Below are 22,886 nucleotides of genomic sequence, written 5' to 3' on the forward strand. Positions count from 1 at the left end.
AGATAACGGCGCTGAAGGTGGTGATCATAATTTCCCAATGGGTGATGCCGACAATCGCTATGAAAATATAGGCAACGCCAGCTCATATGTTTATATGGGACCACGCTGGGCCGAAGTGAGCAGCACACCATTTACCCACTGGAAGTCAGCTGCTTCAGAAGGCGGAGTACGAGTCCCATTTATTGTTAAATCACCTGTTCAGATTTCTAAACAACATGGAATTAACAATAACTTTGCGACAGTCAGAGATATATTCCCAACTGTGATGGAGCTAGCTGGTATTCAAAATAATCAGGTTTATCCAACTTCAAGCACCAAAATTAAACCATCTGGTTTTAGTCTGATCCCTGCGTTTAAAGATAATACTGCCCGTATTCGTCCTGTTAATTATTATGACTTTAAAGAACTGCATGGCAGCCGCTACGCTAAAACTGACGAATGGAAACTTGTTGAAAACTCACCTTCTAAATTTAAGAGCCATGGCTGGGAACTCTACAATTTAAAAACAGATTTTAATGAGCAACATAATGTTTATGCAGCCCATCCTGAGATCGTCAAAGTCTTAAATGATAAATATTTAAGATATGCCGATGAAAATGGTGTTGTGGATTTTGAGCAATACAACAAAAAGTAGAGAAAACCAGATGAAACAGATCATGATGCTTTCATCGTTTCTCTTACTTTGTGCGTGCCAAAAAACCACACCTCAACTAGAACAGACCACCTTGCCCGACCTAGGCACTAAAGCTAAATGTACTTCTTATTCAGGCCTTCCTTCGGGATGGCCTAACAATAAAGAAGCAGGCATGGTCAAGCTTCCGCAAGGAAAAATTGTTTTAGGCACCACACAAGGTTATGAAGATGAACGCCCATTAAATTTACAGGCAACTTCCGTTCCCGCTTTTTTAATTGATGCAACTGAAGTCACCAATGCTCAATTTCAAGAGTTTGTTAAACAAACGGGTTATGTCACCGATGCAGAGAAGCAAGGCGGCGCAGCTATGTTTGTACAACCAGATCATCCAGTTGAAGAATTACAATGGTGGAAATTTGAAAAAGGGGCCAATTGGAAACATCCATGGGGCCCAAACAACCCTAAACAACCCGCACCTCATGAGCCTGTCCGTATGGTGACATGGAATGATGCCTACGCTTATGCAAACTGGCTAGGTCATGACTTACCGACTGAGCTTGAGTGGGAATATGCAGCCAAAGGTTTTCAACAAAATTCCGATATTGGCCCGACCCACGAAGGTCATATTGTAGCCAATTTCTGGCAAGGAGAATTTCCATATAAAAATGTTCAGGAAGATGGTTTTAAGGATATTGCCCCTGTGGGTTGTTTTAGTAAAAACCCCTTTGGTTTGTATGACCTGATTGGCAATGTATGGGAATGGACGCAAACACCCTATACAGGACCACGAGACCATCATATGGGAGATCCATCGAAATATCGGCAAAGTCACGAACAGATTTTGCAATATACGATTAAAGGTGGATCTTATTTATGCGCAACCAACTATTGCGCGCGTTATCGTGTTGCCGCGAGGCATCCACAAGAACTCGACCTTGCCACCAGCCATGTCGGATTTAGAACAGTAAAACGCTTTTAAACGGATTTAAAAATGAAGCATATTTTTATTTATGGGATTTTCTTCTCAGGGACGACCCTTGCCTGCTGTTTAGCTCATAGTGCAGTCGATGTTAATTTTCAAAATACACTCACACTAAAAACATTCAACTTCGACAGACAATATGAAAATGGGACCAGCCCCGATACTCATAGCTTGAGCCAAGGTCTGATCTATCGTGGCAACTGGTCAACCAAACTGAATGAGGTTCAACTACACCTCAATCCAAGCATTCAATATGCTTATCGTCTAAGTAGCGACCAACACACCAATGATATGGTCATACCCTTTGACCCTAACACCAAGAAACAAGCACAAGACCAAGTTAAATATGGCTTAGGTGCTGGAGTTGAATATCAAAACTTTCGCATGAATGTAGGTGAAATCACTCCCGATTCACCACTTACGCCACAAGTGGATACACATCAATTACGCGTGAACTATAAAGGCTTAGAATTAAAATATAAGACACCACAACAAAATTTCGAGCTGGGTTTGATTAACCGTTATTCACCAAAAAATGAGGAGGACTACCACAAACTCGCCATATCAAAACATGAATCTGATGGGCTTTACTTTTTCCAGTGGGATGGGAAAACGCCTCAATATCATTGGAAATTTTATAATGGTTACTTAACAGATCTCATCAATCAAAGTTACTTTGCTTTTGATTATCAATGGACAAAACAGCACACCACAAAATTACGTGTATTTCGCCACAACGATATCGGTAAATCAAAGCTTGGTGAATATGACAATACATCTGTAGGGGCCATGCATTTTATTAAACATGGAAACTTTACAACTGGAATTGGCTATCAAGAAAACTTTGGCAAAGATGGTATTCCAAAACTCGACAATATGCCCATCCCCCATATGGTGAACTGGACCTTAGGCGCTTTTACCAAAGCAGACGAAAAGTCTTATCATTTCGTTGCCTCGTATGACTTTAAAGACTACATCAAGGGCCTAAAAGTGACCTATAAATATATTTATGGCGATTCATTTCAAACCATGAATCAAAATGATTTTGAGCAAGAAAGTAATGTGTTGATTCAGTACGACCTAAATGCTTGGATTAAAAATCTTAAGTTTCTTTTCTTAAATATTAACTACGACACCAAACATGGCAAAAGTCTGGATGAACAGCGCATGATGCTTCACTACACGGTTAATTTCTAATTCTCACTCTCCATAATGGCTTAACCATAGCCTTTATGGATCCAAATTAAGATGAATAAAAATTTATCCTCTAAAATTCAAAGTAAATACAAAAGTCTTTAATAGCAATTAAAAATATACAAAATAACCAAATTAAAAGATCAATATTTTTTAAAAAATATACTGCTTATCAATTGACCAATATTTTTATTTATTATAAATTGGATCCAATAAGTGATAAGGAGTCGTCACAAATGTTTATTAAAAATGCTTGGTATGTTGCCTGCCGTCCAGAAGAAATCCAAGACAAACCATTAGGTCGCACCATCTGTGGTGAAAAAATTGTTTTTTACCGTGGCAAAGAAAATCAAGTTGCAGCCGTTGAAGATTTTTGTCCCCATCGCGGTGCCCCACTTTCACTTGGCTATGTAGAAGATGGAAACCTTGTGTGTGGATATCATGGCTTAGTAATGGGCTGTGACGGAAAGACCGTTTCAATGCCAGCCCAACGTGTAAACGGTTTCCCTTGCAATAAATCCTATGCAGTTGTCGAAAAGTTCGGTTTTATTTGGATATGGCCAGGCGAGAAAGCTTTAGCAGATGAAGCAAAACTGCCAACTTTAGAATGGGCAGATCATCCCGAATGGAGCTATGGCGGAGGCCTTTTTCACATTCAGTGTGACTATCGCTTGATGGTCGATAATCTGATGGATTTAACCCACGAGACCTATGTTCACTCAAGCAGCATCGGACAAAAAGAAATTGATGAAGCCCTGCCAGTCACTAAAGTTGACGGTGATCATGTGATTACCGAACGCTATATGGAAAATGTGATCGCACCTCCATTTTGGCAAATGGCCCTTCGCGGTAATCACTTGGCAGACGATGTACCAGTTGACCGTTGGCAACGTTGCCACTTCTTTGCGCCAAGTAATGTTCATATTGAAGTGGGTGTAGCGCATGCCGGACATGGTGGTTATCACGCACCAAGTGACAAAAAAGTTTCCTCAATTGTGGTTGATTTTATTACACCAGAAACTGAAACCTCTCACTGGTATTTCTGGGGAATGGCACGTAACTTCCAGCCAAACAATGCTGAACTCACCGATCAAATTCGTGAAGGTCAAGGCAAAATCTTTACTGAAGATTTAGAAATGCTGGAGCAACAACAACAAAATATTTTAAACAATCCACATCGCAAGTTACTAATGCTCAACATCGACGCAGGCGGTGTCCAGTCCCGTAAGGTGATTGAGCGACTACTTGCCGAAGAAAATAAAACACCTCCTGAAACGTCCGCACAGAAGTTTCCAAACATTCGGATTATTTAAAGGAGCATGAACATGGACGTTATTATTCAAAAAATTCACCAGCTTACCCCGACCATTCGTGCGTTTGAATTGGTTGCAGCAAATGGTACAGAGCTACCGAGTTTTGAAGCAGGTGCGCATATTGATGTGCACCTAAAAAACGGCCTCACCCGTCAATATTCACTTTCAAACTGCTGCACTGAAAAGCATCGTTATGTGATTGGCGTTTTACATGATGCCAATTCACGCGGTGGCTCACGTTGCATCCACACCGAATATCGTGAAGGCGATCATTTAAAAATTGGTGAGCCGCGTAATTTATTTGAAATTCATCCTCAAACCAAACAAGCGGTTTTATTTGCGGGTGGTATCGGTATTACCCCTATTTTGTCGATGGCATATCGGCTTAAGTCGGCCAATATTCCTTTTGAATTACATTACTTCGTTCGTAGTCATGAAATGATTGCCTTCTATGGCAATTTAACCGAGCACTTTGGTAAGCAAGTTCATTTTCACATTCAAGACCAACCAGACACCGAATGTAATATGGCAGAAGCTTTGGGCCAATCTTCACCTGATAAACACTTATATGTATGTGGACCTACAGGGTTTATGCAGTTTGTCATGAGCTCGGCCGAACAAGCGGGTTGGCATAGCGAACAGTTACATCAAGAGCATTTTGTTGCTCAAAAGGTAGATACGTCCAACGATGAAGCTTTCACCATTGAAGTGAAAGGTACGGGCCGCCGAATTGAAGTATTACCAGAGCAGACAGCAACAGAAGCATTAATTGCAAATGGTTTTGATATTCCTGTTTCGTGTGAACAAGGCATTTGTGGAACGTGTATTACTCGTGTTGTAGAAGGCACACCAGATCATCGGGATCTATTTATGACCGATGAGGAACATGCGCTGAACGACCAGTTTACGCCCTGCTGTTCTCGTGCAAAAACTAAAAATCTTGTGATTGAGCTTTAATTTTTGAGTTCCTTTATTCAAATATAAAGGAACTTATTTCAGCTTAAGCGCTGAGAACATTTCTTAGCGTTTCACCTAAAATTACCACGCTACTGTGCTCACGCATTAAAGTTTCAGCACGCCCTGCCTGACGATGTGTCAACGCATCGAAAATCGAACAATGCTGTAAATGTGCATAGTGCAGACGGCGATATTCTGACAAAGCTTGCTTCTCATCATAGGTAATGGCTTGAGCAGAAGCCATCGGCAATTGATTGTTTTTTGCTAAAGCTTGTATGAGTGCTACATTTTGCGCGCCCTCAATAATCGTGTCATGAAAAATGACATTAAAATGATGGTAACGTTCCAGTTCGGTATCGCCAAACTCGTCTTTTTCATTAAAGAGTTTTTCAGTTTCTTGAATGCAATGTTGGAGGGTCTTTTTCTGCTCTTCGCTTAAACCTTGTTCTGCCAAAGTTTTCGCAGCCAATCCTTCAAGCACACCCCGCACTTCAAGCGCATCATGAACCAGTTGTTCTGAAATTTCACGGACGGTGTAGCCACGGGTTAGGTTCTTGATGAGAAGACCTTCTTGTTCGAGCAGCCGAAATGCAATACGAACAGGCTGCCTTGAAACACCAAGTAACTCGGCAGTGGGAATCTCAGCAATTCTGGCACCACCTTCAAGTTCCCCTGAAATAATCATTTTTCTTAATTTAAGTAAAACTTGTTGCCCTGAAGACATTTGCTGCCACACATTGTCAAAAACGTCACTTCGATGCTAACAAGTTCATTTGCAAAATGAAATAAATTTTCTGTGTGAATCAGTGCGTAGGAATTTAGCTCAACCTAAACAAGCTCATTTATTTAAAGGCTTTTAAGATTATTCACCATAATATCGAGATTATTACGAATTAAATAAGCCAAGTTAATATCAATGCCTTCCAGCATTTTTTCTTCAACTTTTAAAACCACTTCATTACATTTATTTAGCTTTTCAATACCGCTTTCAGTCAGTGTAATTAAAATACGGCGGCCATGTGTTGGGTCCGGTTTTTTCTCAATCCAACCATTGACCAGTAAATCTTGCAAAATTTTATTGGCAGATTGCGGCTTTATAAAAGAACGCTCAGCAAGCTTGGCATTGGATAAATTACTTTTTGAAGCTAAAACAGAAAGTGCAGTAAATTGCGGCAAGGTAATTTCAAGCTCTTTTAAATGTTCTGTTAAATGTTTACTAATAATTCGGTCAACACGAGCAATCATATAACTTAACTTAGGCTCATCTTCTACTTTTTTTGGAACTAAATTCGAACGTACCATAACCTTTCATTCATCATAAGAAAATCTGTAGTGAAAGTATGAGGTTCTAACCCCATACTTTCGTTAAAACTTAGCGAGCACCTGAGCTTTGTACTAAATGTACAGGCTGTTTAGGTTTTTTGACAAGAAGTAATGCAGAGATCGCTGCAATTAAAATCACCGGAATGCTTGAACCAATTACAATGGTCGAGCTTTGTCCAAGCGAGAGTAAAAACCCAGCCATTAAAGGCCCTGCAAACGAACCAATACGGCCAATTGCAACTGCTGCACCAACTCCAGTTCCCCGCATTTCGGTTGGATAATACATAGCAGCCAGACCATACAGCGCGGATTGTCCTCCCACAATGAATAGGCCACAACCCACTGCCGAAAGTGCAAGTAAAGCCACTGTCGGAGAAATTGCTAAACAGCACAGTGAGAATAAAATGCCGAGATAAATTAATTTAATCACAAAGCTCATGCGTAATTTATCAAGCAATACGCCCATCAGAACCGAACCTAAAATTCCACCAACGTTATAGCCCATCTGTACATAGTTTGCCTGTAGTTTTGATAATCCCTGCGCACCCATGAGTAACGGCAACCAGTTCAACAAGAAATACAACACCACCAGCGTGCAGAAAAAGCTTATCCAAAGCTGAATGGTCGACATACGGCGTTCTTTCGCAAATAAAACCTCAAAGAATGGCGTGGTTTGCTGTGCTTGAACTTTGCGTTGCAGGTAGTCATTTGACTCAGGTAAAAAGCGCATAATCAGTGGGATTAGTAAAATAGGCGCAATCCCACCAATATAGAAAATATGACGCCATTCTGCATCGCCTGCCAACGACATAGCAACCACAGAAGTGAGTAATCCGCCAAAAGGAATGCCGCTATACATAATGCTCACTGCGGTGCCTTTGTGCTGGTCAGGTACAGCTTCAGAGGCAAGTGTAATCATCATTGGTAATGCCCCACCCATTCCTAAACCTGTACAAAAACGAATGAGTAATAGCAAACTGAAGTTAGCTGCATAAGCTGTTAGCAAAGACATAATTCCAAAAAGTAAGATACTAAAAATCAGAATTTTCTTACGCCCGACGATATCGGCAAACCGACCGCCTAATATCGCACCTGGTAACGTCCCTAAAATTGCAGCACTAAATGCCCACGCCATCTGGGCATTGTCTAACATAAACTCAGCCCGCATTCGTGGAGCGGCTACCCCCATTGATTGAAGATCAAACCCTTCAAAAATTGCTATGGCAAAGCACAGTAGCAACGTGATTTTTGCCCTTGAAGGCTGTCCTGATATTTTTTCCATTGTGTTGTCCTTTATTGACTAGTCGTTCCATTTAGCCCTTTGTGTATTGTTGTTTAAACACACCAAAAATATCAGTTAAACTTACTAAAAAATCAACATATTTTTATGTTAAATCTTAAATAAAATTAATTAATATTTAAAATACAATGAATTATAAAATATTTCTGAAATTTTATAAAAAAGACTTGAATGTAAGTTTAACTGATATTAAATTAAATCCCAGAACAGCTAAAAATCATTCAAGGAGTATGAAGATGAGTTATGAAAACCGCTGGGAAACAGTAGATGTTAAAGTTGAAGATGGAATTGCATGGGTCACCCTAAACCGTCCGGAAAAGAAAAATGCCATGAGCCCAACACTCAATCGCGAAATGATTGATGTGCTCGAAACTCTTGAGCTTGATCAAGATGCACGTGTTTTAGTGTTGACGGGTGCAGGTGATTCTTGGACAGCGGGTATGGATTTGAAGGAATATTTCCGTGAAGTCGACACTCAGCCTGAAATTTTCCAAGAACGTATTCGCCGTGACTCATGTCGCTGGCAGTGGCAACTTCTTCGTATGTATTCAAAACCAACCATTGCTATGGTTAACGGCTGGTGCTTTGGAGGCGGTTTCTCACCTTTAGTGGCTTGTGACCTCGCAATTGCAGCAGATGAAGCAACTTTCGGTTTATCTGAAATTAACTGGGGGATCCCACCGGGTAACCTTGTAAGTAAAGCAATGGCAGACACTGTTGGTCACCGTGCCTCTTTGTACTACATCATGACGGGTAAAACCTTTAGTGGCAAAGAAGCTGAAACGATGGGCTTGGTAAATAAAAGCGTACCGCTTGAACAGTTAAAAGCAGAAGTGACTGAGCTTGCAAATTGCTTACTTGAGAAAAACCCAGTAGTTCTTCGTACAGCTAAAAATGGATTTAAGCGTTGTCGTGAACTCACTTGGGACCAAAACGAAGACTACTTATATGCCAAGCTTGATCAATGTATCCACCGCGATACAGAAAATGGCCGCCAAGAAGGTTTGAAACAATTTTTAGATGAAAAATCAATTAAACCGGGTTTACAGAGTTATAAACGTACTGGTTAACTTTTGATACTTTAATGGCAATGTAAGGACGCAACCCATGCAAAATGTACAGTTACTTATTCACGGTCAATCTGTTGATGCATCAAATCAGGCAACTTTTGAGCGTATTAGCCCAATTGATGGATCAGTAGCCAGTAAAGCTGCTGCTGCAACGTTGGAAGATGTTGATCGTGCAATCGATTCGGCACAACAAGCTTTTAAAGTATGGTCGAAACTCTCGCCTACCGAACGTCGCTTACGCTTATTAAAAGCAGCCGATTTAATGGACCAAAAAACCGAGCAATTCATTCAAACTGGAATGCAAGAAACAGGTTCAACTGCGACATGGTATGGGTTTAACGTTCACCTTGCTGCCAACATGTTACGTGAAGCAGCAGCAATGACTACACAAATTGACGGAAGTCTGATTCCGTCAGATGTGCCGGGCAATCTTGCGATGGGTGTGCGAGTTCCTTGCGGTGTCATTGTTGGCATTGCACCTTGGAACGCTCCTGTGATTTTGGCAACACGTGCACTTGCTATGCCTTTAGCTTGTGGTAACACGGTTGTGTTAAAAGCATCGGAAGCCTGCCCAGCAACACATCGTTTAATTGGTGAAGTGTTACATGAAGCAGGTCTTGGCGAAGGTGTGGTGAATGTAATTACGCATGCCGCTGAAGATGCACCACAAATCGTGGAGCGTTTAGTCTCTCATCCAGCCGTGAAGCGTATTAATTTTACGGGTTCAACCAAAGTCGGAAAAATTATTGCCGAGACTGCTGCCAAATATTTAAAACCTGTTTTACTTGAATTGGGTGGTAAGGCGCCTGTCGTGGTTTTAAATGAAGCTGATATTAATGAAGCCGTAAATGCAGTCGCTTTTGGAGCATTCTTTAATCAGGGGCAAATTTGTATGTCGACCGAACGTGTTTTGGTTCAAGACAAAATTGCCGACCAATTTATTGAAAAACTGATTGAAAAAACTCGCTCTATTCGAGCAGGTAATCCAACCTCAAAAGACAATGTACTCGGTGTTTTAGAAAGTCGCCGCGCTGCAAACCGTATTCAGCATTTGTTGGAAGATGCTCAAAACAAAGGTGCTGACTTACCTTTAGGTATTCATATTGAAGACACCTCCATGCAACCGACGCTGGTGCTCAATATTAAACCTGACATGCTGCTTTACCGCGAAGAATCATTTGGGCCTGTATGCACAGTTCAACGCTTTTCAAGCATTGAAGAAGGCGTAGCACTGGCAAATGACAGCGAGTTTGGTCTGTCTTCGGCAGTGTTTAGCCAGAATATTTCGCAGGCATTAGAAGTCGCTAAACAGATTGATTCGGGTATTTGTCATATTAACGGCGCAACCGTACATGACGAAGCTCAAATGCCATTTGGCGGAACAAAATCGAGTGGTTACGGACGTTTTGGTAGTAAAGTCTCTGTTGCCGAATTTACCGAACTACGCTGGATTACCATTCAAACCCAATCACGTCATTACCCGATTTAGTCAGTCTAATGCGAATACCGACATATTAAATAAAAATTGCATGATGCAAAAAAATAAAGCGCAGTGATGCGCTTTCCATGGAGTGAAAGAAATGCAAATGAATGCCACTCAATCACAAGACCGCGAACGGTTCGTAAAATTAGGGCAACATGATATTCATTATCACCATAAAGATGACACGCTCTATATCAGCCCAAAAGAGCAATTAAAACCGTATCCACAAAAACTGACAGATCGTTTAATTCATTTTGCACAAACTAAACCAGACCATATTTTTGCAGCAAAACGCAATGCTCAAGGTGAATGGGTCAAACTGAGTTATGCAGAAGTTTTACAACGTGCATGGCACATTGCTCAAGCTTTGCATGATCGTAATTTAAGCCAAGAAAGACCTCTGGTCATTTTAAGTGGTAATGATCTCGAACATTTAACACTGTCTATGGCTGCCATGTTGGCGGGTGTACCTTTCTCAGCTATTTCCCCTGCCTACTCTCTGATTTCTCAAGACTTTGGCAAACTCAAACATGTGTTTGAAGTGCTTACACCTGGTATGGTCTATGCCAGCGATGGACAAGCTTTTGCCAAAGCGATTCAGGCATGTATTACGCCTGATATTGAAGTGGTGACCAATAAAGGCATTGTGGGCGATCAGATCTGCACATCTTTTCAATCGCTTTTAGATACGCCTGTTTCAAATGTCCAAGAGTTTTATCAAACCCTTGATGAAAACCAAATTGCCAAGTTCTTATTTACGTCAGGTTCAACCAAATTACCTAAAGCTGTACCGACCACACATTTAATGTTGTGTGTTAATCAGCAAATGTTATTGCAGACTTTCCCTGAGTTTGAAGAAACGCCGCCTGTCCTACTCGACTGGCTGTCTTGGCACCACACATTTGGCGGCAGTCACAATGTCGGCATCGCACTCTATAACGGCGGTACCATTTACATTGATGATGGCAAACCCATTGCAGGAAAATTTGATGAAACCATTCGTAATCTCAAAGAAATTTCTCCAACCGTTTATTTAAATGTGCCAAAAGGTTGGGAAGAACTCACCGAAGCTTTAGAAAAAGATGAAGAATTAAGAGACCGCTTTTTTGCCAAAGTTAAAATTTTATTCTTTGCAGGTGCTGCGCTCTCAGAAGCGGGCTGGAACAGACTCGATAAAATTGCTCAGCAACATTGTGGAGAAAAAATTCGTATCATGAGCGGATTGGGCATGACTGAAACTGCACCATCTTGTGCTTTTACTACTGGCCCACGCGTGATGGCTGGCTTTATTGGTTACCCTGCTCCCGGATGCGAAATTAAGCTGGTGCCATGTGGTGACAAACTTGAGTTTTGCGTACGTGGCAAACATGTCATGAAAGGCTATTGGCGCTTAAAGGCAGACCAGCAAAGCACTATTTTTGATGATGAAGGTTTTTTCCATACAGGCGATGCCGTTCGTTTAGTCGACATCAATGATCCAACCAAAGGACTGATGTACGACGGACGAATTGCCGAAGACTTTAAACTCAATACAGGCACTTTTGTGAATGTGGGCACGCTACGCAACAAAGTGCTCATTCAAGGTAATTTACTGGTTCAAGATGTCTGCATTACAGGTTCAAACCTGAATGCGGTTGGCTTTTTGATTTTTCCAAAACTAGATGCTTGTGCTCAATATGCAGGTCTTAAGCTTGGTGAACATTCTCCAGCAGAGATATTACAGCATCCTAAAGTCCAACAATGGTTCCGCCAATTTTTAACGACCTTTAATAAAGATGCGACTGGTAGCTCAAACACAGTCTCCATGCTTTATTTAATGATCGAACCACCTCAACTCGATGCAGGCGAAGTGACAGATAAAGGCAATCTCAATCAAAGCAGTATTACCAAGCGTCGTGCCGCTTTAATTGATGAACTTTATCAAAAGCAGACTGATAACCCACTGATTATTCGGGTGCCCACCTTAAAACAATAAGCAATTGAAATAAAAAAGGAAGCTCAAACTTCGGTTTGGGCCTTAGCCTCACTTTTGCCAAAAAAAGGTTCAACATGCCACACGATACAGAATTTGAACTATTTCGGGACAGCTATCGCAGGTTCTTAAAAGAACAGGTTGCTCCGTATTATGAACAATGGGAACACGATGGCCTTATCCCACGTGATCTATGGCTTCGTCTTGGGGAGAATGGTTTTTTGTGCGTCGATGTGCCCGAGGAATATGGCGGTTACGGCGCTCCTGTTCATTACTCCCTCATGCTGGTTCAAGAAACGGCTCAAGCGGGCTTTGCGTCTTTGGCAGTTGCGATTGGCGGGCAAAATGAGCTGGTCTCTCCTTATCTGCAAAATATCGGATCCGAAGAGCAAAAACGTTATTGGTTACCGAAAATGGTGACAGGTGAAGTCGTCACTGCAATTGCCATGACCGAAGCCAATGCTGGTTCAGACCTACAGGCTATACGCACTCAAGCGATTTTAGAAAATGATCATTACCGTATTAATGGTTCAAAAACTTTTATTTCAAATGGTTTGCATGCCGACCTGATCGTTTTAGTAGCGAAAACTGATCCTCAAGCTAAAGCAAAAGGCATATCAATTTTATTAGTCGATGCCACTTTAGACGGCGTTAAAAAAGGTCGGTCTTTGCAAAAAATCGGGCTGCATGCCCAAGATACAGCCGAACTATTTTTTGATGATGTTTGTGTGCCTGCAACTCAGCGTTTGGGTGAAGAAGGACAAGGCTTTGCTTATTTAATGCAAGAGTTACCTCGCGAACGTTTGAGTATTTCCATGATGGCTTTGGGGTCAATTTTAGGCGCCATCGAACTGACCCAAGACTATGTATTAGAGCGTAAAGCTTTCGGACAACCTTTAAGCCAAATGCAAAACACACGCTTTGTGCTGGCAAACGCGCAAATCAAAGCCAAAGCCGCTCAAGCTTTTGTAGACCAATGTGCAGCGCTGTATCAACAACACCAGTTAAGCGTGACTCAAGTTGCCGCACTGAAATGCTTTATCACCGATGTCCAATGTGAAGTGATTGACCAATTACTTCAGCTTTTTGGCGGCTACGGCTACATGCAGGAATACCCGATTTCACGTTTTTTTGTGGATGCGCGGGTACAAAAAATTTATGGGGGAACCAATGAAATTATGAAAGAAATCGTGGCCCGAGAACTGCTCGGAAAATAATTCGATTTAAAAACCAAACAAGGCAGACACAACAACTATGCCTTGTTGAAAACAAAAAATGATATTTCAGGAAGAAATGCTATGTCGAAATTATGGATGTACTCTACACTCATGCTCTCAAGTTCAGTGTGGGCTGGCAGTTTTATTGATAACAGTTCAGTAGAACTCACCACACGAAATTTCTATTTTGACCGCGACTACCAAGAGCAATCTGCTTACCCTGCTGCCAAGGACTGGACACAAGGTTTTATTCTTAAAGCCAATTCAGGTTATACCGAAGGGACTGTCGGTTTTGGGCTAGATGTGCTTGCAACGGCAGGTTTTAAACTCGATGCTGATGCCGAGCATGGCGGTACAGGAAACTTACCTAGAGACACGCGTACCAATGAACCTGCCGACTCTTATGGCGAAATTGGGGTCACAGCAAAAGCGAAAATGAGCCAGACCGAGCTACGCATTGGTACGCTAATGCCGATGAACCCAGTTTTAGTGGCTTCACCTGCTCGTTTACTTCCTCAAACCTATCGAGGAATTTCACTCACCAGTAAAGATATTAAAGACTTCGACTTACAAGCGGCCTACCTCGATAAAGTGAATCATCGTGATTCGACCAACTATGAAAAAATTAAAATTTCAGGCGTAAATGGACGATTTAAAAGTGCTGAAACTGATGGACTCTATTATTTAGGTGGAAACTATCAGTTTAATCCTGCACTCAAACTCACTGCTTTTTACATGGATGTTGATGATCTTTATAACCAAACCATGGTCGGTGCTTTACATCAACACAAAATTAATGACACCACTAACTTTAGCTCACAATTACGTTACTACCGCAGCCGAGATGACGGGCAAGCAAAAGCAGGCTTAGTCGATAATGACCTCTATCATGCGCATTTCGAACTCAAACATCAAAACCATAAATTTATTTTTGGAACCTTCCAACATCATGGCGACACCGCTTTTCCATATTTGACGGGAGGTGAAACGGGTCTACTCATTGATACATGGCCGGGCGAGTTTTTAAATCCAAAAGAAAAGGCCTATAGCTTCCGTTATGAATATGATTTTAAAGATTATGTACCGGGTTTACGTTTTATGACTCGTTACACCACAGGTCACAATATTTATGCACCCAACTTAGGCGGAACTAATCTAAAAGAACGCGAAACGGACTTTGATTTAGGTTACACCGTTCAAAGTGGCTGGTTAAAAAATCTAGGGTTACGCGCACGCTACGCCATTTATGACAACAACATGCTCTCTACAGCCAATATCAAACCTGTAAACGAAACCCGTCTCAACATCGACTACACATGGAAATTTAAATAATTCAAAACGAGAGGTTCTGTCGCACATAGAACCTCTTTTTATTTCGGGAAATTCATCATGAAGAAAGTTGTAACACTACTCTGTGGAATGAGTCTGATTGCCCTGTCTCATGCCGAAACTCAATATAGCCCACCACCTATTCAGCTTGAGCCTTTAGCAAAATTCAGTGTTGATTTAAATGCGCCTGTTTGGGAATTAGGCACAACCAGTGACGCAGGTAAACGCCGAATTATTCCCATTACAGGTGGGACATTTGAAGGGAAATCACTTAAGGGCCGCATTTTAAATAATGGTGCAGATTGGCAAATTGTCGACAGTAAAGGATTGGCAATTATTGATACGCGATATTTGTTAGAAACCGATGACGGTGCGCTTATTTATCTTCAAACCAAAGGTTACCGACATGGCTCAGCAGAAACACTAAAACAGCTTGCTCAAGGCAAAGATGTCGACCCGAAAAATTACTATTTCAAAATTACAATGCAGTTTGAAACCAGCTCACCTAAATACTCATGGCTTAACCAGACCGTTGCGGTAGGTAGTGCAATGCGTTTGGGTAAAGCTGTTATTTATGATGCCTACACCTTGAAATAATAATTTTTATAACACCTACAAAAAGGATGGAGCCCTCATTATGGATCAAAAAACTTTAGAACACTTACCGCCCATCCATCACCATTTGGGCGGACATAATATTCATTGGAATGATCAAAACACTGAACTTAATATCCACTACACAGCCCTAGAAAGCTTTATCAATCCACGCGGCACCGTTGAAGGCGGCATGATCTGCGCCATGCTTGACGACGTGATGGGACTTTTTGCATATCTCGCCAATAACCATAAACCCGCTACCACCATCAACTTAACAATGGATTTTTTAAAGCCCTGTGCTGTAGGTGAAGTCATTACAAAATGCCGATTCATTAAACAAGGTAAAACTGTACTAAATCTCGAAAGTGAAGCTTGGCAAAACAACAAAATGATTGCACGGAGCACAGCTAATTTTCTGGTTTTAGATTAATTACAACCATGCATTCAATAAGGATATGAATAAATGAATTACACCAAAAATAAACGAATTTTAACCCACTCCGCTTTAGTGCTTGCCATGCTTGGTTCTTTGGCAGGCTGTGGAAGTGATAATGATGACACAACGATTCCCTCAACAACCAAACCACCGCAGTTGTCTCCTGCTGTGGGCGTAAAAATGACAGGAAGCTGTACGGACTTACTCGGATTTCAATACAACAATACAGTCATTAGCTCAGCTACCCTTCAAGAAGCAGGCACCTTGACTGTCGCCAACAAACCGATTGGCGCTCATTGTTTGATCAAAGGTTATATGGACCAACGTGTAAGCCCGATCGATGGACAAACTTATCAAATTGGTTTTGAAATGCGCTTACCAATAGACTGGAATGGTCGTTTCCTCTATCAAGGCAATGGCGGAACCGATGGTAATTTAGTCCCTGCAACAGGTCAGGTCGGCAGTGGTGGCCCGCTGACCAATGCCCTGCATGATGGTTTTGCGGTCATTTCTTCCGATGCTGGACATAATGCCTCACAAAATCCAATGTTCGGTTTAGACCCTCAAGCCAGAATTAACTACGGCTACGGTGCGATTACCAAACTCACGCCTATGGCAAAAAACCTAATTAAAGCCGCATATGGTAAATTGCCAGACCGCTCCTATGCAGGCGGCACATCGAACGGCGGACGTCATGCCATGATTGCCGCAACCCGTTTGGGCGATCAATATGATGGAATTTTGGCAAGCACACCGGGTTTTCACTTACCTCGTGCAGCCGTGGCTCAACTCTACACAGCACAACAGCTTCGTCGTGTCGCAACAGATGAAAATGACCTAAGTACTGCTCTAACTCTTCCAGAGCGCAAAGTATTAGCAAAAGCTATTTTAGATCGATGCGATGCCTTAGACGGTGTTGCAGATGGGCTGGTTCAAGATGTCGAAGCTTGCCGTACAGCTTTTGATATTCATAAGCATGTACCCGTTTGCTCAAGCACAAGAGATGGGACTTGTTTAAGCACCGAACAAATTGATGTATTAGCCAACATTTACCGTGGTCCTGTAAACTCTGCTGGACAAGCCCTCTATGCAACCCAACCTTTCGACCCCGGTTTAGTCGGTAGTAACTGGGCAAGCTGGAAATTTGAATCTTCTGTGGGAACAGCACGTGACCCCGTTGCAGTTGGAATTCTTTTTCAGGTTCCACCAGACCCAACTGTGACTCAAAATTCTAGACAATTTGCCTTTAATTTTAACTTCGATACCGACTATCCAAAACTCTCGGCAACCAATGATGTTTATACTGAAAGTTCGATGTCTTTCATGATGCCACCTGATGAACTTAATCTAGATAAACTCCGTAATCACGGTGGAAAAATGATTGTGGTACAAGGCACAGCAGATGGCGTTTTCTCTGTAGATGACACCCAAAATTGGTACGATCAACTGCTACAACACTATAAAAATGATGCGAAAGGTACAGCGCCTGAATTTGCGCGTTTCTTTAGAGTTCCGGGTATGAACCATACCCGTGATGGTATTGCGACCGACCAATTTGATGCGCTGACTGCTTTAGTCAACTGGGTGGAATATGGACAAGCACCTGACAAAATCATTGCGACCGCACGCGGCGTAGGTAACCCAAGTGGTCAAGTGAATACTGAACTTCCACAAGACTGGGCACCAGACCGTACCCGTCCACTTTGCCCTTACCCACTGATTGCCCGTTACAATGGTCAAGGCAATAGCGAAAAAGCTGAAAACTTTAGCTGTAAATAACACCCTATAAAATTAAAAGAGAGCTTAAATAAGCTCTCTTTTTTATCTTAATATTAGCTCAAGTTTTACTGCTTAAACTTTTTAATACTTTTAGACAGATGAGCTCGCATCATTTGTCGAGCCAACAAACCATCCTGATCGACAATTGCGTTATAAATATTGACATGATCATGATGAACCGCTTTTAAATATTCTTCGCGGTTTTCAGGACTTTGCTCAATAGATTTTAAGCGTGCACGCGGTATAATTTTTTCACCCAGATACTTTAGAAAATCAACGAAATATTGGTTTTCAGAAGCTTCAGCAATGGCAATATGGAAATCATAATCAGCTTTTACTGTGCCATCATTTGCATCTGATGAAATATGACGCTCAAAGTCTTCAAGCGCAGCTTTCATTTTATCGATATGGATTTGCTTACGGCGCTCTGAGGCTAAAAAAACAGCTTCAGACTCAAGGCTAATCCGAAGCTCAAGTAAAGAAACAATATCGTTAATGGTTTCTAAACTGGCATTAGACAGCAAAAAATTCTGTTCAACCGTCTGCTCTTTTACAAAGGTACCAATCCCGTGACGAGTCTCGACAAACCCTAAAGAACGCAACTCAGTGATTGCTTCACGAATAACAGAACGGCTTACTTCAAAAGTTTCAATTAATTCAAGTTCGGTCGGAATTTTCTCTCCGACTTGGAAGTCTCCAGACTGAATTTTTTCGATCAGTTGTTCTACAATAATCTGGCTTAGTTTTTTTGTTGATCTAGGTTTAATTGCGCTAGACATAATCTGAAGAACTCATGAAATGTTGAAAAAAATTATAAAATTCATTTTACTATAAACTTAGCCGATAGTCATATTCGGTTTTTATACCTCTAAGTTATTAAAATCAAAATATTTTATCTCTGTTATCAAACCCTCACACATATTTAAAAAGTAAGCAACTTATGCTTCTGTTGATATTTAATAATGCGTTAAATAAGTTAAAAAATATGCAGCTCAATAGCGTTGATTGAGCTGCACAACTTTTAAATTTGAGCCTGAGTTAATTGCCCATTGACCAGACGAGTAATCTGTAGTGGATTACTATCTTTTAATGCATCGGGTAATAAAAATTGTGGGGTATTTTGGAAACATACCGGACGCAAGAAACGCTCAATCGCTCCCGTACCCACCGAAGTTCCGCGTGCATCACTGGTTGCAGGGAAAGGGCCACCATGCACCATGGCGTCAGACACTTCAACTCCTGTCGGGAAACCGTTAAACAATACACGGCCAACTTTACCAGTTAGCAAATGAAGAAGTTCGCCTGCTTCGGACAACTCATTTTCATCACCAATAATGGTTGCCGTGAGCTGTCCACCTAAAGCCTCGATCCCTTTTAACAAAGTCGCTTCATCCTCTACGCCAATCACAATCGACATTGGCCCGAAAACTTCATGTTGTAGTTTTGGGTTGCCTGACAATAAAACAGATTGGTCCGCTTTAAACAGATGTGCTTTTGCTTGAGAAACTAGCTCGGCCTCTTGACCTGTCGCAACTACTTCAAAACCAGCTTCACTGTTTAGAGCATCAATACCTTGACGGTAGCTTTTTAAAGTACCTTCATTCAGCATGACCTGAGGCACAGCTTTTTGCGTACTTTCAGCTAAAGCTGCTACGAAACTGTCAAATTCAGGACCTTGTACGCCTAAAATTAACCCCGGTTTTGTACAGAACTGGCCACATCCCATATTAAATGAGGCAACCGTATCCTGAGCAATTTGTTCACCACGAGAACTCAGCGCTTGAGATAAAACCACTACAGGGTTCACACTCGACATTTCAGCAAAGAATGGAATTGGCTGAGGACGGCTCTGCGCAAGGTTATAAAGTGCCATTCCGCCTTCAAGAGAACCCGTAAAACCAGCTGCCTGAATCAGTGGATGTTCTACCAAGTTTGCACCAATACGGCCACCAAAAATCATATTGAATGTGCCTTTAGGCATACCGCAAACTTCGATTGCTTTTTCAATGGCTTCTGCAACAAGCTCAGCAGTTGCCATATGACCAGAGTGTGCTTTAAAGACAACCGGACACCCTGCTGCTAAAGCAGCTACGGTATCACCGCCTGCTGTTGAAAATGCAAGTGGGAAATTACTCGCGCCAAACACAGCAACCGGTCCTACTCCAACTTTATATTGACGCAAATCGACACGCGGCAAAGGCTTACGCTCTGGTAATGCCACATCAATACGAGCACCATAAAAATCGCCACGGCGTAAAAGTTCAGCAAACAGTCGAAGCTGACCAGTAACACGGCCTGTCTCTCCTTGAAGACGAGCAAGTGGTAAGCCTGTTTCAAGTGAAGCGACTTCTTGCAGGTTCGCACCTAATGCTTCAATTTGGTGAGCAATTTCTTCAAGAAAAGAGGCTCGTTGCTCTTGAGAAGTTTGGCTATAAACTAAAAAAGCGTTATGTGCAGCTTGAGCAGCCTGATCTACTTCTTCAAGGGTCGCCTGACTAAATACATAACCTGTTGGCTGATAGTCTTTTGCAGCTATACTTTCTAGGGCTGGCGCATTTGCAGCAACACGTTGACCATTAATAAACTGCCGACCGTTATTTTTACTCATTTTAAAGCTCCAATACCTAAACAGTTAGAATTATTGCGGACCAAGTGTCGCAATAAGCGCAGCCAAATCTTCATAGTCTGCTTGAGTTAAATCACTTAATGGTGGACGCACTGGACCTGCATCATGCCCAACAATTTTGGCACCTGCTTTAATCATGCTTACTGCATAACCTGATTTACGGTCGCGAATTTTTATCAATGGCAAGAAGAAATCTTTAATCAAACGATTGGTTGTTTCAAAGTCATCACTGCGAAGCGCGTTATAAAACTCCATTGCAGTCTTTGGAATAAAGTTAAATACAGCTGATGAATAAACTGGACAACCTAAGGCTTTATATGGCGCTGCAAAAACTTCTGCTGTTGGCAGGCCACCTAAATACGACAAACGATCACCCATAGTCTGAGTCACTGCTGTCATCATATCGATTTGACCAGAGCTGTCTTTAAAACCGATTAAGTTCGGGCACATCTCGGCTAACTTTTGGATTGAATCGAGATTTAATCTTGATACGCTACGATTATAAAAAATTACGCCAAAGTCTACTGAGTTACATACTTGCTTAACGTGTTCGATCAAACCTTCTTGGCTTGCTTCAGTTAGGTAATGTGGCATTAACAAAATACCGTGTGCACCTAAGCGCTCTGCTTCTTTTGCCTGTTCAATCGCCTGACGTGTCGGACCACCTGCCCCAGCAATAATCGGTACACTACCTTTACAAGTATCGACAGCAGTTTTAATCACGTCAGAGTATTCACTTCCAGTTAACGAGAAAAACTCGCCTGTACCACCCGCAGCAAATAATGCACTTGCACCATAAGGTGCTAACCATTCAAGACGTTTTGCATAAGAAGATTTATTAAAGTCCCCATTTTGGTCAAAGTCAGTAACCGGAAAAGAAAGAAGGCCATCAGAAACAATGTTTTTTAACTCAAGAGCATCCATTAGAAAATATCCATACATGTTTATGTTGTCAGACATCTTACATCATAAATTTTATTTTAATCAATATATTTTTCCTCTGAAAAATTAAATTTTTTAAAAAGATTAAAATTCATTACCCAAAAAGACCTAACCCATTATTTTATAAAATATAGTTAAAAATTCTTAATTTCACGGCTAATCGTTAGATATAAAAAAAGCTGTCCATATGGACAGCAAAGCATTAAGACAATTCAAAAAGCGAATTGTTCAAAAACATCGGTAAAACATTAACGAACCAAACACGGCTTTTTATTATTAAATGACCAGTTTGGTATTAAAAATTGCATCGCATCGGCATCATTACGAGCTCCTAAACCTTTTAATTTATAGAGCTCATGAGCTTGGTTAATTCGGTCCCAGTCCAACTCGACACCAAGTCCCGGTGCGGTTGGCACCTGAATTTTACCGTCTTTAATTTCAAGCGGTGCTTTAGTGAGCTGATCTGTACCTTCTTGCCAAATCCAGTGCGTATCAATTGCCGTTACCTTACCTACCGCAGCGGCAGCAACATGGGTAAACATGGCAAGTGAAATATCAAAGTGATTATTAGAATGCGAACCCCACGTTAAGTTATACATATTGCAGAGCTGTGAAACTCGAACCGAACCTTCCAATGTCCAAAAATGTGGATCAGCCAAAGGAATATCAACAGCTTGCAATTGGATACTATGCGACATTTCACGCCAGTCCGTAGCAATCATATTGGTCGCAGTGGGTAAACCTGTTGCACGTTTAAACTCGGCCATAATTTCACGGCTTGAATAACCTTGTTCTGCACCACACGGGTCTTCCGCATAGGCCAGCACACCTTTTAAATGTTTACCCAAAGCAATTGCTTCATCTAAAAACCATGCTCCGTTTGGATCAAGCGTTACACGCGCTTCTGGAAAACGGCGCGCGATAGCTGTAACAGCTTCGGCTTCTTGCTCGCCCTGTAATACACCACCTTTTAATTTAAAGTCTTTAAAACCATAACGGTCATAAGATGCTTCTGCTAAACGCTGTACTGCCTCGGGTGTTAACGCTTTTTCATGACGGACTTTATACCAGTCATGGTTATGCTGAGGTGTAGTCGCATAGTCTAATGAAGTCTGTTTTCGGTCACCGATAAAGAATAAATATCCTAAAACTTCAACTTCACTACGTTGCTGGCCTTCACCTAGTAAGCTTGCGACATTCACATTTAAATGCTTGCCAAGCAAATCAAGTAATGCTGACTCATAAGCCGTTACAACATGAATTGTGGTGCGTAAATCAAAGGTTTGATTGCCTCGGCCACCACTATCACGATCAGCAAAAGTTTGCTGAATTTTTTTAAGTAGATTTTTATATTCGCCAATCGGTTGCCCTTCTACCAAGGCTTTAGCATCATTTAACGTCGCTAAAATTTTTTCTCCACCCGGAATTTCACCTACACCAATATTTCCAGAATTATCTTCGATAATAAGTATATTACGAGTGAAATAAGGTCCATGAGCACCACTCAAATTGAGCAGCATGCTGTCATGTCCAGCAACAGGAATTGCTCGAATTGATTTAACGATAGGTGTAGAGGTCGCCATTAAAATACTCCTTGGCATTCTGATACTATTTTTTCATTACCAAAACTTATAAGACATCAGACAACTTGTCAATATAAACCCGCATAAAAATTATTTTTTGACCCTACTTGCCAAAATAATATTTTTAATCATATGATGTCATACATCTA

20 protein-coding genes are annotated in these 22,886 nt (G+C 41.4%); 13 read left to right on the forward strand and 7 right to left on the reverse strand.

The window, feature by feature from the left end:
* The 5 genes from J536_RS21375 to J536_RS21395 all read left to right on the forward strand — a co-directional run.
* Window positions 1–634: sulfatase/phosphatase domain-containing protein (locus tag J536_RS21375; RefSeq protein ID WP_032063895.1), on the forward strand; the 634-nt coding region annotated here is incomplete at its 5' end.
* 25 nt (window positions 635–659) lie between these two features.
* Window positions 660–1,613 (forward strand): formylglycine-generating enzyme family protein, encoded by a 954-nt coding sequence (locus J536_RS21380; protein ID WP_081404186.1) that lies wholly within the window; start codon window positions 660–662, stop codon window positions 1,611–1,613.
* 12 nt (window positions 1,614–1,625) lie between these two features.
* On the forward strand, window positions 1,626–2,813 hold the full coding sequence (locus J536_RS21385; RefSeq protein ID WP_032063899.1) for an OprD family outer membrane porin: 1,188 nt from the start codon (window positions 1,626–1,628) through the stop codon (window positions 2,811–2,813).
* A 233-nt stretch (window positions 2,814–3,046) separates the two neighbouring features.
* The gene (locus tag J536_RS21390) at window positions 3,047–4,123 is read left to right on the forward strand and encodes an aromatic ring-hydroxylating oxygenase subunit alpha (RefSeq protein WP_032063900.1); all 1,077 of its coding nucleotides are present in this window, start codon (window positions 3,047–3,049) and stop codon (window positions 4,121–4,123) included.
* A 12-nt stretch (window positions 4,124–4,135) separates the two neighbouring features.
* Window positions 4,136–5,080 carry a PDR/VanB family oxidoreductase gene (locus J536_RS21395; protein WP_032063902.1) on the forward strand — a complete coding sequence of 315 codons (945 nt, stop codon included), beginning with the start codon at window positions 4,136–4,138 and terminating at the stop codon, window positions 5,078–5,080.
* A 43-nt stretch (window positions 5,081–5,123) separates the two neighbouring features.
* On the opposite strand, the gene J536_RS21400 is transcribed toward J536_RS21395, so the two are convergent.
* The 3 genes from J536_RS21400 to mhpT all read right to left on the reverse strand — a co-directional run bounded on the left by J536_RS21400 (window position 5,124) and on the right by mhpT (window position 7,685).
* Window positions 5,124–5,816: a GntR family transcriptional regulator gene (locus J536_RS21400; RefSeq protein WP_081404185.1), complete on the reverse strand. Its 693-nt coding sequence runs from the start codon at window positions 5,814–5,816 to the stop codon at window positions 5,124–5,126.
* A gap of 110 nt (window positions 5,817–5,926) precedes the next feature.
* Window positions 5,927–6,382 carry a MarR family winged helix-turn-helix transcriptional regulator gene (locus J536_RS21405; RefSeq protein WP_032063905.1) on the reverse strand — a complete coding sequence of 152 codons (456 nt, stop codon included), beginning with the start codon at window positions 6,380–6,382 and terminating at the stop codon, window positions 5,927–5,929.
* A 70-nt stretch (window positions 6,383–6,452) separates the two neighbouring features.
* A complete protein-coding gene (gene mhpT / locus J536_RS21410) occupies window positions 6,453–7,685 on the reverse strand; it encodes a 3-(3-hydroxy-phenyl)propionate transporter MhpT (RefSeq protein ID WP_000411707.1) in 1,233 nt (410 codons plus the stop codon).
* 248 nt (window positions 7,686–7,933) lie between these two features.
* Between mhpT and J536_RS21415 the strand changes: the two genes are divergently transcribed.
* From J536_RS21415 to J536_RS21450, 8 genes are all read left to right on the forward strand, one after another.
* On the forward strand, window positions 7,934–8,773 hold the full coding sequence (locus J536_RS21415) for a p-hydroxycinnamoyl CoA hydratase/lyase (protein ID WP_171071507.1): 840 nt from the start codon (window positions 7,934–7,936) through the stop codon (window positions 8,771–8,773).
* A 37-nt stretch (window positions 8,774–8,810) separates the two neighbouring features.
* On the forward strand, window positions 8,811–10,262 hold the full coding sequence (locus J536_RS21420; RefSeq protein WP_032063907.1) for an aldehyde dehydrogenase: 1,452 nt from the start codon (window positions 8,811–8,813) through the stop codon (window positions 10,260–10,262).
* A gap of 82 nt (window positions 10,263–10,344) precedes the next feature.
* Entirely contained in the window at window positions 10,345–12,231 is a 1,887-nt protein-coding gene (locus J536_RS21425) for a feruloyl-CoA synthase (RefSeq protein ID WP_171071508.1), read from the forward strand.
* 74 nt (window positions 12,232–12,305) lie between these two features.
* Window positions 12,306–13,445, forward strand: coding sequence for an acyl-CoA dehydrogenase family protein (locus tag J536_RS21430; protein ID WP_032063909.1), 1,140 nt, complete (start codon window positions 12,306–12,308; stop codon window positions 13,443–13,445).
* An 81-nt stretch (window positions 13,446–13,526) separates the two neighbouring features.
* A complete protein-coding gene (locus J536_RS21435) occupies window positions 13,527–14,777 on the forward strand; it encodes an OprD family porin (RefSeq protein ID WP_032063910.1) in 1,251 nt (416 codons plus the stop codon).
* A gap of 57 nt (window positions 14,778–14,834) precedes the next feature.
* Window positions 14,835–15,371: a DUF3237 domain-containing protein gene (locus tag J536_RS21440; protein ID WP_016802991.1), complete on the forward strand. Its 537-nt coding sequence runs from the start codon at window positions 14,835–14,837 to the stop codon at window positions 15,369–15,371.
* A gap of 40 nt (window positions 15,372–15,411) precedes the next feature.
* Window positions 15,412–15,801: a PaaI family thioesterase gene (locus J536_RS21445; RefSeq protein WP_032063911.1), complete on the forward strand. Its 390-nt coding sequence runs from the start codon at window positions 15,412–15,414 to the stop codon at window positions 15,799–15,801.
* A gap of 33 nt (window positions 15,802–15,834) precedes the next feature.
* Entirely contained in the window at window positions 15,835–17,586 is a 1,752-nt protein-coding gene (locus tag J536_RS21450) for a tannase/feruloyl esterase family alpha/beta hydrolase (protein WP_032063912.1), read from the forward strand.
* Between the two features lie 65 nt (window positions 17,587–17,651).
* On the opposite strand, the gene J536_RS21455 is transcribed toward J536_RS21450, so the two are convergent.
* The 4 genes from J536_RS21455 to gudD form a co-directional block, all read right to left on the reverse strand.
* Window positions 17,652–18,365, reverse strand: coding sequence for a FadR/GntR family transcriptional regulator (locus J536_RS21455; protein ID WP_005042034.1), 714 nt, complete (start codon window positions 18,363–18,365; stop codon window positions 17,652–17,654).
* A gap of 242 nt (window positions 18,366–18,607) precedes the next feature.
* Window positions 18,608–20,194, reverse strand: coding sequence for an aldehyde dehydrogenase (NADP(+)) (locus J536_RS21460; RefSeq protein WP_032063913.1), 1,587 nt, complete (start codon window positions 20,192–20,194; stop codon window positions 18,608–18,610).
* Between the two features lie 30 nt (window positions 20,195–20,224).
* Window positions 20,225–21,136 carry a 5-dehydro-4-deoxyglucarate dehydratase gene (kdgD, locus tag J536_RS21465; RefSeq protein ID WP_009387806.1) on the reverse strand — a complete coding sequence of 304 codons (912 nt, stop codon included), beginning with the start codon at window positions 21,134–21,136 and terminating at the stop codon, window positions 20,225–20,227.
* Between the two features lie 266 nt (window positions 21,137–21,402).
* On the reverse strand, window positions 21,403–22,737 hold the full coding sequence (gene gudD, locus J536_RS21470; protein WP_009387747.1) for a glucarate dehydratase: 1,335 nt from the start codon (window positions 22,735–22,737) through the stop codon (window positions 21,403–21,405).
* Window positions 22,738–22,886: the final 149 nt, after the last annotated feature.

Origin of the sequence: Acinetobacter sp. 809848 (assembly GCF_000581275.1) — a bacterium.
GTDB lineage: Bacteria > Pseudomonadota > Gammaproteobacteria > Pseudomonadales > Moraxellaceae > Acinetobacter > Acinetobacter pittii.